This window comes from Megasphaera sp. NM10 (genome assembly GCF_000417505.1).
In the GTDB taxonomy this organism is placed as follows: Bacteria; Bacillota; Negativicutes; order Veillonellales; family Megasphaeraceae; genus Megasphaera; species Megasphaera intestinihominis.
In genome coordinates, this window is the sequence record NZ_APHY01000060.1 from 24,795 (window position 1) to 39,204 (window position 14,410).

A 14,410-nucleotide genomic window follows, 5' to 3' on the forward strand; every position below is an offset into this window, starting at 1 on the left:
TTTGCAGTACGGAGTTTTTAGTTTGTAGCAGATGACTTTAAATTTAAAACCATTCACTACACACTGCAAACTTAATACTCAAAAAGAGGCTGTCTTCATGGACAGCCTCTTTTACTTTCCCCAACCACGAAAGGACCGCTTATGGACTTACGATTGTACCACAACTCTCACGAATTCTATTACCGCTCGTCTTTTGGGGCCGTTCCTTCCGGGAGCCGGCTCATCCTGCGCCTCCGTGCCAGCGGCAGCGATGCTCAGAACTGCCGGGCCCGCATCCGCCTGTGGCAGATCAATGTCGGCGAATCCTTTGTACCCATGAGTTATGAAGACGGCATCTTCACGGGCATCGTCACCATTCCGCCCAAGGGCTGTCTGCTCTGGTATTATTTCATCATCGACGATGGCCATAGGACCTTCTACTATGGCAACAACTACGACCGCCTCGGCGGCGAAGGGGCCAAATATCCCGACGTGCCGCCGGCCTATCAGGTCACGGTCTACGATAAGGACGCCCATACGCCGGACTGGTTCAAGCACGCCATCGTCTACCAGATCTTCCCGGACCGCTTCCGCCACGGTACCCATACGTCGGGCCGCCTCTACGGCAAGAAGGGCGCCGTCATCCACAGCGACTGGGACGATGTGCCCTATTACTGCAAGCGCGAAGGCCAGGGCGACATCGTCTATTACGACTTTTTCGGCGGCAACATCGCCGGCATCCGGGAAAAATTGCCCTATCTCAAGGAACTGGGCATTACGGCCATTTACCTCAACCCGATTTTTGAAAGTTCCAGCAATCACCGTTACGGCACGGCCGATTACTTCCGCGTCGACCCCATGCTGGGGACGAATGAAGAGTTCGCCGAATTCTGTCAGGCTGCCAGGGAAGAAGGCATCCATATCATCCTCGACGGCGTCTTCAGCCATACCGGTGCCGACAGCATCTACTTCAACCGCTTCGGCAACTATCCCGGCGTCGGCGCCTACCAGTCGAAGGAGTCGCCGTACTATGAATGGTACCGCTTCAAGCATTATCCCGACGACTATGAATCGTGGTGGGGCGTATCGGACCTGCCGGACGTAGAAGAAACGACGCCGTCGTACATGGATTTCATCATCAACAGCGAAGACAGCGTCCTCAAATACTGGCTGAACGAAGGCATCAGCGGCTGGCGACTGGACGTCATCGACGAGCTGCCCGTACCCTTCCTGCGCCAGTTCTACCATACCCTGAAAGAGGAAAAGCCCGATGCCGTCCTCATCGGCGAAGTCTGGGAAGATGCGTCGAACAAGGTCAGCTACAGCGAACAGCGGGAATACCTCTGCGGCTACGATATCGACAGCGCCATGAACTACGCCCAGCGCTCCCTGATGATCGACTTCATGACCGGCGCCAAAGATGCGCGGCGCATGAATGCCGAACTGACGCGGCTCATCGAAAATTACCCGCCTGAAAATTTCTATGCCATGCTCAACCTCATCAGCAGCCACGATATCGAACGCATCCTGACGGTCCTCACCCGGGCCGGCGGCACCGACGTGGCCACAGCTGAAGAAACAGGCCGGAAGCGCCTGAAACTGCTGGCAGACTGGCAGATGACCATGCCCGGTGCGCCGTGCATCTACTACGGCGACGAAGTGGGCGTCACGGGCGGCAAGGACCCGGACAACCGCCGGACCTATCCCTGGGGCCATGAAGACCTGGACCTCCTGGCCTGGACCAAGGCCCTGACGCGGCTGCGGACAGCACACGACGCTTTACAGACGGGCCGTTTCATCCCGCTCTACGCCGATGGCGACGTCTTTGCCTTTGCCCGGGTCATCGAAGGGGGAAAGGATGTCTTCGGCAAGCCCGCTGAAGACGGTTTCTTCATCATCGCCATGAACCGCAACCCGTCGGCCCTGCGGAACATCAGCCTCTATACGGACGGCTTGGCCTACGGCAAACTGACCAATGCCCTCCATCCGCGCATGACGCCGGTCACGACCGTGAACAGCCGCTTCACCCTAACTTTGCCGCCGTTGAAAGCGGTCATCCTCCAGGGGAAAGATGCCGGGACCAAGCGGGCCGGTGTCCTCCTGCATCCGACGTCCCTGCCGGCTGCCTGCGGCAACGGCGTCTTAGGGCCGGCAGCGTACCGCTTCGTCGACTTCCTCAAGGCCGCCGGCCAGCGGGTCTGGCAGATCCTGCCCCTGACGCCGCCTCTCATGGGCGATTCGCCGTATCTGTCGGAATCAGCCTTTGCCGGCAACGAAGCCTTCATTTCCCTGGAAGTCCTGCGCGACTGGGGCTGGCTGAAACAGGAAGCCTTAGACGATTTCCTGGCACAGGGGAAAAAGACGGCGTCCTGGCACAGCCTGGCAGCCTATAAGGCCAAACTCCTCTGGGATATGTCACATGATCCGGACCTGACCATTCCCTGGGAACCGTTCCGGGCCTTCTGTGAAAAGAATGCCTACTGGCTCGATGACTACGCCCTCTTCCGGGCTGTCCGCGACTTCTTCGGCGGCCGTTGCTGGACGGAATGGCCCGAAGACATCCGCCATCACAGCCGGGAAGCCCTGGCCCAGTATGGCAAGGAGCTGGCCGGCGCCGTATCGCATGTCAAATTCATGCAGTACATCTTCAGCCGCCAGTGGCACGATGTCCGGGCCTATGCCGCTGAAAACGGCGTGTCCATCCTCGGCGACGTGCCCATGTTCGTCGCCCATAACAGTGCCGACTGCTGGGCCCATCAGGACCAGTTCGACCTCGATGAAGCAGGGAATCCGTCGTCCGTCGCCGGTGTCCCGCCTGACTACTTCAGTGCCGACGGCCAGCTCTGGGGCAATCCCCTCTATGATTACCAGGCCATGGCCAGGGACAACTACCAGTGGTGGACTGACCGCTTCCGCCGCATGATGGACCTCGTCGACGAAGTCCGGGTCGACCATTTCCGCGGCTTTGCCGCTTACTGGGCCGTACCGGCCGGTTCGGAAACGGCCAAGAGCGGCGCTTGGAAAGATGGCCCCGGCCTGGACCTCTTCCGGGCGGTCTATCAGAAAATCGGCAGGATCCGCCTGGTCGCCGAAGACCTGGGCGTCATCACCGACGATGTGTGCACCTTGAAAGATGCCCTGCACCTGCCGGGCATGAAAGTCATCCAGTTCCACCTCAAGGACCGGGCCGACGGCCGCCTGGCCTTCGATACCGAGCCGGACTGCATCGCCTATACCGGGACCCATGACAACAACACTATCCGCGGCTGGTATGAAGACGACCTGACGCCGAGCCAACAGCTCCACGTCCGCCAGATGCTAGGATTGTCCGATGAAGCGGCACCGCAGGAAATCGTCGGCGCCCTCATCGCCTATACCTACTGCCGCCGGGCCGAAACAGTCATCATCCCCATGCAGGACCTCCTGGCCCTGCCGTCGTCGGGACGCATGAACACGCCCGGCGTCGCCGACGGCAACTGGCACTGGCAGCTCAAAGAAGGCCAGACGACCTTCGACATCGCCCATTGGCTGGCCAAAGTGTGCCGCGAAAGCGGCCGTTGATCGTAGGTCGTTCGTCGTAGGCCATTCATCGTAGGGGCGACCACGTGGGGCGCCCGCCAAAGATTGGTCACATCGTTTTTCACGATGTTTGCTGAACCCATAGGCCGTTCATCAAACCATGAACGATACGTAAAAGGAATAACGCGCTGCTCTCTAAAAGAAGGGAGTAGCGCGTTTTTTGTCGAATACGTATAGTAAAAGTAATGTTGAAAAGGATGTGATTTTGTGTATATTACTTACATGCGTATTCAAAATTACCGGAATCTACAAGACGTCGAAATGACTTTCCACGAAAGGGCCAACTACATCGTCGGTGAAAACGCCATTGGCAAGAGCGGCCTGCTGCGCCTCATTTCCTACATGAGTGCCGGCCGCAATGTCGAAGAAGACGACTACGCCGACGTGACCCGGCCCATCATCATCACCTTAGACCTGCACCTGCTCCAGAGCGAGAAGGAGTATTTCGCCGATACGCCGGGCGAGCACCGTCAGAGCCTGCGCGTCCGCATGGAAATGCATGTCAGCGACATGTATCCCCATCTCTACGACGACAACAGCGGCGAAGAACTGCCGTTAGAACTCATCCGCCGCCTGCGCTACGTGTCCTATTCGGCGGCCATGCCGGAAGAACAGCGCGTGCCGCCGCGTATTTACCGCGCCCTGGAACAGAAGCTCTCCCAATGGAGCGAAGCTCACTGGGACGGCCTGTCGGAAGAAGCCAAGGCCTTCATCCATCACGAAGTCGCCGTCGGCAGCCTCGATTCATCGTATTTCGTCAACATCTTCCTCTTGTCCCGCATGCTCTGCCGCATGGACCGGCCCAGGGCGGACAACATGAAATTCATTTCCCTGGCCGCCCTGTGCGTCATCACCCAGGTCTACATGATGTCCATCAGCCGCGCTGTACCGTTGGAACACAACGTCATCGTCGACGAAGAAGGGAAGCGCTACCTGCCCCTCATCATCTCCATCGATGAACCGGAAATGCACCTCCATCCCTACATGCAGCGCTCGGTCCTGCATTATTACCAGCAGCTCCTGAACAATGAAGACCCGCAGTTCTGTGCGCTCCTCAAGGACCTTTTCAACCTCGACGGCCTGCGGGGGCAGTTATTCGTCGTCACCCACTCGACGGATTCCCTCATCGACGACTACCGCCACATCATCCGCCTGTACCGCAACAAGCAGGGCCTGGTCAAAGCGGCCTGCGGGGCTGGCTTCCACTTCAGCGAAGAAATCGAAAAACACCTGATCATGCACTTCCCGGAAGTCAAGGAAGCCCTCTATTCGCGGAGCGTCCTCATCGTCGAAGGGGAAACGGAATACGGCTGTTTCCAGCACTTCGCCAAGACTCTGGACCTGCCCTTCGACTACTACGGCATCTGCCTCATCAATGCCCGCGGCGAAAGTTCCATCTCCAAGATCAAGAAACTCCTGGAATACTTCAAGATTCCCGTCGTCGCCCTCTACGATGCCGACGTCAAGGGCAGCCACAAAGGCAAACGGGGCGTCTACTTCACCAACGAAATCTGCTTTGAAATGGACCTGGCCAAGACCATGATCGACCACGGCCAGCGCCGCGACCTGGACCGCATCATCAACACGGCCTGCGGCGAACACGCCCGGGCCACGACGGACATGATCAAAAAGGCCTGCCGCAAACTGGACGTCAACTTCCACGATTACCCGGCTCGCCTCTTGTGGCACGTCAACCCGCGTAATAAAAAGGCCCTGTACATCTATTACTTCGCCTGGCTCTACAGCAACAAAGGCGTCATCCTCGGCCGCCTCATCGGCCAGTCCCTGAAAAAAGAAGACATCCCGCCGGCCTTCGTCCAAGCCATTGAAGCCGCCGGCCAGCTGGCCAAAGTCACCAAAGCCGTGTAACGGCTTTGGTGACTTTCGTAGGGGCTCCCCGTGGGGAGACCGCTGTGAATAATGGGAATAAACGCGGACCGCAGGCCGCCGCGGTCCCATGGACCGCAATCGTAGGCGTCCCGCCCAAGGCTCCCTTTATAGGGGAGCTGTCAGCGTCAGCTGACTGAGAGGTTGAATTTGCATTCACGTGTAAGGTTCAAGTTTGTAGTTTTTAGTTTGTAGACCATGGTTAAAAATTTAAAACCATCTCCTGCAAACTACAAACTCCGTACTACAAACTATAAAGAGAAGGACCACGAACCACGAGCCCCTAGCCACGAGCCACGATTCGACGGGATTCCCACAAGCGGGCCGCCTTTACAGGACGGCCCCTACTAGCCACTAATCCCCAACCATGGTATGATATAAGGTACAGTCTATTTCAGAAAGAGAGATGCCTTATGAAACTTTTTATTGCCGAAAAGCCGAGCATGGCCCGGGAATTGGCGAAGTGCCTGCCTGATCCGCACCAGCGGGGGAACGGCTGTATCCGCACGGGCGGCGGCATCGTGACCTGGGCTTATGGCCACGTCCTGCAGCAGGCCGAGCCTCAGGATTATGATCCCAAGTACAAGCGCTGGAACGCCGACGACTTGCCGATTATCCCCAAGCAGTGGAAGCTCCTGGTCAGCCCGGCCAGTAAGGACCAGTTCAAGGTCATTACGGACCTCATCGCCAACCCCGACGTCGATACTATCGTCAACGCCGGTGACCCGGACCGGGAAGGGCAGCTGCTCATCGATGAGATCCTCGATTACGTCGGCAATAAGAAACCTGTCGAACGGATCCTCTTGAATGCCCTCGACGAGAAGAGCATCCACGAATCCCTCGACGATTTGCGCAGCAACGGCGATTTCGTCCATCTCAAGGAATCGGCCCTGGCCCGCAGCCGCGCCGACTGGCTCATCGGCATGAATCTGTCCCGGGCCTATACCCTGGCCGCCCGCCGTCAGGGACACCGCGTCGTCTTTCCCATCGGCCGCGTCAAGACGCCGACCCTGGCCCTCGTCGTCCGCCGTCAGCGGGAATTGGACAACTTCGTCCCCGTCACGTATTACGTCGTCAAAGCCGATTTCCTTCATAAGAACGGCCTCATCCGCGCCCAGTGGCAGCCCAGGGATACCCAGAGCGGCCTCGACCCGGAAGGGCGCTGTGTCGATGAAAAGACGGCCCAGTCCATCCTCGAACGCCTGCAGGAACGGCCTGACGGAACCATCGTCGAGCATAAAAAGACCAAGAAAAAAGAAGCCCAGCGCCTGCCCCTGTCCCTGTCGTCCCTGCAGGTCCTGGCAGGCAGGCGTTATGGCTATACACCGCAGCAGGTTCTCGATACGGCTCAGGAATTATATGAACGGAAACTGACGACCTATCCCCGGTCGGACTGCGAATACCTGCCGGTGAACCAGCGCAAGGATGTACCCCATATTTTGGCCAATCTCGGGAAACTGCCGGCAGGGAAGCTGGCTGAATGGGTCGCCGGTGCCGACGGCAAGATACGCAGCCGCGCCTGGAACGACAGCAAGATCACGGCCCATCACGCCATCATTCCGACGACCGTAGCCTGTCCCTTCGATAAATTGACGTCTATGCAGCAGCATATTTATTACCTCGTCGCCCAGGCCTATATTGCCCAATTCTATCCCATCCATGAATATGACCAGACGCGCATGGTCATCGAAGCGGCTGATGAACGCTTCGTCGCCCATGGCAAGACGGTCACCGTGCCGGGCTGGAAGGTCCTCTATCAGAGCGACAAGCACGATGACGACGAAGAAGAGAAGGGGACCCTGCCGGCTGTCCGCAAGGGCGATGGCGTCCATTATCAGAACGGCCAGGTCGACAAAAAGGCGACTAAGCCGCCGCCGCGCTTCACGCCGTCGACCCTCTTGGCAGCCATGAAGGAAATTTATAAGTACGTCAAAGACGAGAGCCTGAAGAAGAAATTGAAAGAAGTCCAGGGCATCGGCACAGAAGCGACGCGGGCGACGATTATCCAGGAGCTCATCCAGCGCAAATTCCTGACGACGGAAGGCAAGAAGAAGTACCTCAAGCCGACAGATGACGCCTACCTCCTCGTCGATTCCCTGCCCGATGAAATGCTCTATCCCGACGAAACGGCTGTCTGGGAAGAACGGCTCTATCAGATGAGCCTGGGCAAGGATAAACTGGACACCTTCCTCCACGACCAGCTGTCCTTCCTGGATACCCTGGTCACGGCGGCCCGGAAAGTCGTCATGCACATGGCCGGCATCAAGACCTGCCCCGTCTGCGGCAGTGCCATGGTCAAGCGCCACGGCAAATACGGCGACTTCTACGGCTGCAGCAACTACCCGTCGTGCCGCCACACCGAACCCGTCGACGGAGAAAAGAAACGGCCCGACGCCAAACCGTCGCCGTACCCGTGCCCGCGCTGCCACAAAGGGACCTTCCAGAAACGCAGCGGCCCCTACGGCCCCTTCTGGGTCTGCAGCCAGGAAGGCTGTAATACCAAATGCGCCGACGTCGACGGCGTACCAAGTTACTATGCCAGACACTAGTCTGGCATAGTAACTGTAGGGGCTCCCACGTGGGGAGCCCGCCGCGAATCCTGTGAATAACGCAGCCGCGAATAATGGGCCGCCAGCAAACGGGATTCCCACAAGCGGGCCGCCCTTTGGGACGGCCCCTACGAACCACGAACCCCTAACCCCTAGCCACCAACAACTACCTATGGTATTATAAATAATAGGCTATTTTTTATAGCTATTTTGTCAACTTTGGAGTCAAAATCATCAATGAAACGAATTTATTTAGATAACGCGGCAGCGACGCCGATGGACCCGCGCGTCCTGGACGTCATGATGCCGTATTTGACGACGGCTTACGGCAATCCGTCGAGCCTTCATTATTTCGGCCAGCAGGCCCGGTCTGCCGTCCAGACGGCGCGCAGCCAGGTCGCCCACTGCCTGGGCGTCAAAGGGGAAGACCTGGTCTTCACCAGCGGCGGCACGGAAGCGGACAACCTGGCCATCCTCGGCTTCCTGCGGGCCAATTACCCCCACGGCGGCCACCTGGTCACGACGGCCGTAGAACACCACGCCGTCCTGCGGACTTTCCAGGCCCTGGAAGGGAAGGGCTATGACGTGACTTATGTCCCTGTCGAAGCCGACGGCCGGGTCACAGCCGACGCTGTGGCCCAGGCCCTGCGCGATGATACGGTCCTTATTTCCGTCATGTATGCCAATAATGAAACGGGCATGGTCCAGCCCATCGACGCCATCGGCGCCCTGGCCCGGCAGAAGGGCATCGCCTTCCACGTCGATGCCGTCCAGGCCTTTGGCTACGTGCCTATCCGGCCGCTGGAACAGGGCATCGACATGCTCACGGTCTGCAGCCATAAGATTTACGGCCCCAAAGGTGTCGGCGCCTTGTACATCCGCCACGGACTGCAGGTCGCTGCCGAAGCCTATGGCGGACCCCAGGAACACCGCCTGCGGGCGGGCACGGAGAATGTCGCCGCCATTGCCGGATTCGGCAAGGCTGCCGAACTCCTGGAGGCCGAACGGGACGACCGCGTCCGGGCGGCGCGGCGCCTGACCGATGCCGTCCATGACCGGCTCATCAAGGGCGACGCCCGCTTCCACCTCAACGGCCGGCGCAACCACGTCCTGCCCAACATCATCGACTTCAGCGTCGACGGCGTGGACAGCGCCATCCTGCTTATCGCCCTCGACCTGCAGGGTCTGGCCGTATCGGCTGGTTCGGCCTGCGAAGCCGGCGCCGTCGAAGCGTCCCACGTCCTCCAGGCCATGGGCGTTGAGGACAAATGGCTGCGCAGCAGCATCCGCCTGTCCGTAGGCAAAGAAAATACCTTAGATGAAATCGAAGCAGCCATCGCCATCATCGGCGACGCTGTCCGTAAAAGCAGAGGAGAGTCACTATGAAACGAGTTGCCGTAGCTATGAGCGGCGGCGTCGACAGTTCGGTCACGGCCGGCCTTTTGAAGCAGCAGGGGTATGACGTCATCGGCATTACCCTGCGCCTGTGGGAAGAAGACCCGGCCTGCACCATCGACAACGTCCACGCCTGCTGCTCCCTCAGTTCCGTCGACGATGCCAAAGCCGTCGCCTCGGTCCTGGGGATTCCCCATTATACCCTGGATTTCCGCGATATCTTCCGGCGCGACGTCATCGACTACTTCGTCGATGCCTACGTCCACGGCAGGACGCCCAATCCCTGCATTGCCTGCAATAAATTCATTAAATTCGGTCTGCTCTGGGAAAAGGCCAAGCAGTTCGGTGCCGACTTCCTGGCGACAGGCCATTACGCCCGCATCGTCAAGGACGAAGGGACGGGAATCTATTCCCTGCTCCGCGGCACAGACCGCCGCAAGGACCAGTCCTATGTCCTCTATCAGCTGACACAGGACCTGCTGCCCCATCTCTTATTCCCCATGGCCGGCCTGGAAAAGGTCCATACGCGGGAACTGGCTAAAGAATGGGGCCTGCCGGTCTTCAACAAGCCTGAAAGCCAGGATATCTGCTTCATCCCGGACAACGACTATAAGGGCTTCTTGCAGCACGAACGCAAGGGCATCTTCAAGCCCGGCGACTTCGTCGACCAGAGCGGCCGCGTCATCGGCCGCCACAAGGGCATTGCCGCCTATACCATCGGTCAGCGGCGGGGGTTGAACCTCGGCGGTCCCGGCGGTCCGTATTATGTGACGGCCCTCGACGTGGCCCATAACCGGGTCGTCGTCGGCTCGGAACAGGATTTGTTCTCGAAGACTGTCCATGCCGGTGAAGCGACGTGGGTCGAACAGGCACCGTCCGCACCGTTCCGGGCCCTGGGCAAGATACGCTATGCTGCCCGTGAAGCGGCCTGCACGGTCTATCCCGACGGCGACAGCCTGCGGGTCGAATTCGACGATGCCCAGCGCGCCGTCACGGCCGGCCAGGCCCTGGTACTTTACGACGCCGAAACAGGCGAACGCGTCCTGGGCGGCGGCGTCATCCAATAGGAAAAAAGAGGAGGATTCCTGTGTCTACAGATCATATCAGAAACTTTTCAATCATCGCACATATCGACCATGGCAAATCGACGCTGGCCGACCGGATGCTGGAAATGACCGGCACCGTGCCCAAACGGGAAATGGAAGACCAGCTCCTCGATACGATGGATCTCGAACGGGAACGGGGCATTACCATCAAAGCCCAGTCGGCCCGTCTCATTTACGATGCCAAAGATGGCAAACAGTATACGCTCAATCTCATCGACACGCCGGGGCACGTCGACTTCAACTACGAAGTATCGCGCAGCCTGGCGGCCTGCGAAGGGGCCCTGCTCATCGTCGATGCCACGCAGGGCGTCGAAGCCCAGACCCTGGCCAACGTCTACCTGGCCCTGGAACACGATCTGGAAATTATTCCCATCATCAATAAAGTCGACCTGCCCAGCGCCGACCCGGACCGGGTCTGCAAGGAAATCGAAGACGTCATCGGCCTGGACGCATCGGACGCCATCATGATTAGCGCCAAGACGGGCTACGGCGTCGACAAGGTCCTGGAAGCCATTGTCCAGCGCATCCCGGCACCGGCTGACGAAGGGGACAAGCCCCTGCGGGCCTCATCTTCGATTCCCATTTCGATGCCTATAAAGGGGCCATCGCCAATATCCGCATCATGGAAGGCAGCGTCAAGCCGGGCCAGCGCATCCGCATGATGGCGTCGGGCAAAGAATTTGAAGTCATCGAAACGGGCGTCTTCCTGCCCCAGATGCATCCCGTCCCGTCCCTGGAATGTGGCAGCGTCGGCTATCTGGCAGCCAGCATGAAGAACGTCCGCGACTGCCGCGTCGGCGATACGGTTACCCTGGCTGACAATCCGGCCAAAGAAGCCCTGCCGGGCTACCGCAAGGCTGTGCCCATGGTCTACTGCGGCCTCTACCCGGTCGAAACGAACGACTACGACAACCTCCGCGATGCCCTGGAGAAGCTCCACCTCAACGATGCGGCGCTGCTCTTTGAACCGGAAACGTCGTCGGCCCTGGGCTTCGGCTTCCGCTGCGGCTTCCTGGGACTCCTGCACATGGACGTCGTCCGCGAACGGCTGGAACGGGAATACAACCTGTCCCTGATCACGACGGCGCCGTCGGTCATTTACCACGTCTACTGCACGGACGGCACCATGGTCGAAGTGGACAACCCGTCGCAGATGCCGGACATGACGAAAATCGACCACATCGAAGAACCGCTGGTCAAGACGACGATCATCATCCCCAAGGACATGGTCGGCACGGTCATGGAAATCTCCCAGAACCGCCGCGGTCAGTACGTCACCATGGATTACCTCGACGACACGCGCGTTTCTTTGATCTACAACCTGCCCCTGTGTGAAATCCTCTACGACTACTTCGACGTCCTCAAGTCGGCGACCCGCGGCTATGCGTCCCTCGATTATGAGCTCAACGGCTACCAGGCCTCGCCTATGGTCAAAATGGACATCCTCATCAACGGCGACGTCGTCGACGCCCTGAGCGTCATCGTCCACAAGGATTTCGCCGCCCGCCGCGGCCGCGCCCTGGTCGAAAAACTGCGCAGCCTCATTCCGCGCCAGCTCTTCCAGATCCCCATCCAGGCCGCTGTGGGCAATAAGATCATTGCCCGCGAAAACGTGGCAGCCCTGCGCAAGGACGTCCTGGCCAAGTGCTATGGCGGCGATATTTCCCGTAAGCGCAAGCTCCTGGAAAAACAGAAGGAAGGCAAGAAGCGCATGAAACAGTTCGGTACCGTCGAAATCCCGCAGGAAGCCTTCATGGCCGTCCTCAAAGTCGACGAAGAATGACGCTGGGCCTGTACGTCCACATCCCGTTCTGCCGCCATAAATGCCTGTACTGCGACTTTCCGTCCTATGCCGGCCTGGAGCGATACTGCCAGGGCTATGTCGAAGCCCTGTGCCGGGACATCGCGGCCTCGCCCTATACCGGGGAAGGGGCTGATACGGTCTACGTCGGCGGCGGTACGCCGTCAATGCTGGAAGCCGGCGACGTCAGCTGCATCCTGAAGACCCTGCGGCAGACCTTCTGCATTGCCAGCGATGCGGAAATCACGATAGAAGCCAATCCGGACAGTCTCGATTATGATAAGGCCGCGGCTCTGGCCGATTGCGGCGTCAACCGCCTGAGCCTGGGCGTCCAGTCCTTTTCCGACGCCATGCTGGCCTTTCTGGGCCGGGTCCATACGGCAGCCCAGGGCGAAGCGGCCATCCAGGCGGCCTACGCGGCTGGCATCCATAATTTGTCCCTGGACCTGATGTACGGCCTGCCCGGCCAGCACCTGGCCGACGTCCGCCGCGACGTAGAGCGCCTTTCCCAGCTGCCCGTGGTCCACGCGTCCATTTACAGCCTCATCGTCGAAGACGGGACGCAGCTCAAGGCGGGCCTGGAAAAGGGGACATGGCACCTGCCGCCTGACGGGACGGTCGAAGCCATGGGGAAGGCCGTCCACGACGCCATGCACGGTTATGGCTTCCATCACTACGAGATTTCCAGCTATGCCAAAGGGCCTTTCGAGTCGCGCCATAACAGCAAATACTGGACTTATGAGCCTTATATCGGCTTCGGTGTATCGGCCCATTCCTTCGATGGGACGACGCGCTGGGCCAATATAGCCAACATCCCGGCGTATATCCATAAGGCCGGCAGGGAGAGTGTCGTCGCCGAATCCGTCGCCATCGACGCCAAACGGGCCGTCGAAGATTACTGCTTCCTGGCCCTGCGCCGCCGGGTCGGCATCGATTACGGCGATTATGCCAGACGCTTCGGGAAATCCATCGAAGCCGACTTCGGTCCTGTCATCGACGGCCTCATCCGCCAGGGCCTCCTGGAACGCACCGAGCGGGGCTGCTGCCTCAGTGAAGACGGTTTAGGATATGGCAATTATGTATTCAGTAAATTTATACGCTGAACCTCAGAAATTGTTGACAAATGACACTAATCTGAGTATAATTTCATTGTGTGCAGTAAAAGCACTCCCTATCATACCTTGGAGGGAGGGATAATAGAATGGCAGAAATCAGAGTTGGTAAAAACGAAACGTTAGACAGCGCACTTCGCCGCTTCAAACGTTCTTGCCAAAAGGCAGGTGTTCTTTCCGAAGTACGGAAACGTGAACACTACGAAAAACCGAGTGTACGGAGAAAGAAAAAATCCGAAGCAGCACGGAAACGGAAGTACAGAGCATAATCGTCAAATGTAAGAAGGGTGATAGCATGTCTCTTAAAGAAGAACTGCTTCAGGACATGAAAGCGGCCATGAAAGCCAAAGAAGCCGGTAAAACGGCTTTATCCGTCATCCGCATGGTCCGTTCGTCCATCCGCAATACGGAAATCGACGGCAAATGCGAACTCGATGACGCTGGCGTCGGTGCCGTCATTGCCAAAGAAATGAAACAGCGCAAGGAATCGTTGGCAGAGTTTGAAAAGGCAGGCCGCAGCGACCTCGTCGAAGAAACGAAGGCCGAAATGGCCGTACTGGAAAAGTACATGCCCAAACAGCTCACAGCCGATGAAATCCACCAGATCGTCAACGATGCCGTTGCCGGTCAGAGCGGTCTCAAGATGGGCGACGTCATGAAGCTCGTCATGCCCAAGGTCAAAGGTAAGGCCGACGGCAAGCTTGTTTCACAGATTGTTCGAGAAATTTTACAAAATAATTAGTTTTGTTAGATTTTTCTAAAAAATCTATTGACAAATAGACTGATTGATTGTATTATTTTAGCATGATTTGAAAATAAAATAGGTCATGAAACAAGAGTCAAAGAAGACTCCGAACCTTAACCACAGGGGCGGAGTCTTTTTTTTCACCCAAAGGAGGAGTCATGATGGCTAAAGATGATTTAGTATATGTAATCCCTGCAGGTCAATATGGTAAAGAAGGTGTGCTGGYTACTYGAACAGCACCCGGAAATTAAATTTGA

At 58.1% G+C, this 14,410-nt stretch carries 8 protein-coding genes and 1 pseudogene; all 9 read left to right on the forward strand.

What is annotated here, in order from left to right:
* Positions 1–141 precede the first annotated feature (141 nt).
* Positions 142–3,540, forward strand: coding sequence for a 4-alpha-glucanotransferase (gene malQ, locus NM10_RS09685; RefSeq protein ID WP_020311397.1), 3,399 nt, complete (start codon positions 142–144; stop codon positions 3,538–3,540).
* Between the two features lie 225 nt (positions 3,541–3,765).
* Positions 3,766–5,427: an ATP-dependent nuclease gene (locus NM10_RS09690; RefSeq protein ID WP_020724010.1), complete on the forward strand. Its 1,662-nt coding sequence runs from the start codon at positions 3,766–3,768 to the stop codon at positions 5,425–5,427.
* A 431-nt stretch (positions 5,428–5,858) separates the two neighbouring features.
* Positions 5,859–7,994 carry a DNA topoisomerase III gene (locus NM10_RS09695; RefSeq protein WP_020311399.1) on the forward strand — a complete coding sequence of 712 codons (2,136 nt, stop codon included), beginning with the start codon at positions 5,859–5,861 and terminating at the stop codon, positions 7,992–7,994.
* Positions 7,995–8,231: 237 nt separating this feature from the next.
* Entirely contained in the window at positions 8,232–9,380 is a 1,149-nt protein-coding gene (locus NM10_RS09700; RefSeq protein WP_020311400.1) for a cysteine desulfurase family protein, read from the forward strand.
* Positions 9,377–10,456 (forward strand): tRNA 2-thiouridine(34) synthase MnmA, encoded by a 1,080-nt coding sequence (gene mnmA / locus NM10_RS09705; protein WP_020311401.1) that lies wholly within the window; start codon positions 9,377–9,379, stop codon positions 10,454–10,456. Before NM10_RS09700 ends, mnmA begins: the two co-directional genes overlap by 4 nt.
* 20 nt (positions 10,457–10,476) lie before the next feature.
* Positions 10,477–12,278: pseudogene (gene lepA, locus NM10_RS09710) on the forward strand (translation elongation factor 4).
* A complete protein-coding gene (hemW, locus tag NM10_RS09715; RefSeq protein WP_020311402.1) occupies positions 12,275–13,399 on the forward strand; it encodes a radical SAM family heme chaperone HemW in 1,125 nt (374 codons plus the stop codon). The pseudogene lepA and the gene hemW overlap by 4 nt, the downstream one beginning before the upstream one ends.
* A gap of 98 nt (positions 13,400–13,497) precedes the next feature.
* Positions 13,498–13,677 carry a 30S ribosomal protein S21 gene (rpsU, locus tag NM10_RS13365; protein ID WP_020311403.1) on the forward strand — a complete coding sequence of 60 codons (180 nt, stop codon included), beginning with the start codon at positions 13,498–13,500 and terminating at the stop codon, positions 13,675–13,677.
* A 26-nt stretch (positions 13,678–13,703) separates the two neighbouring features.
* The gene (locus NM10_RS09720; RefSeq protein ID WP_020311404.1) at positions 13,704–14,150 is read left to right on the forward strand and encodes a GatB/YqeY domain-containing protein; all 447 of its coding nucleotides are present in this window, start codon (positions 13,704–13,706) and stop codon (positions 14,148–14,150) included.
* Positions 14,151–14,410 lie beyond the last annotated feature (260 nt).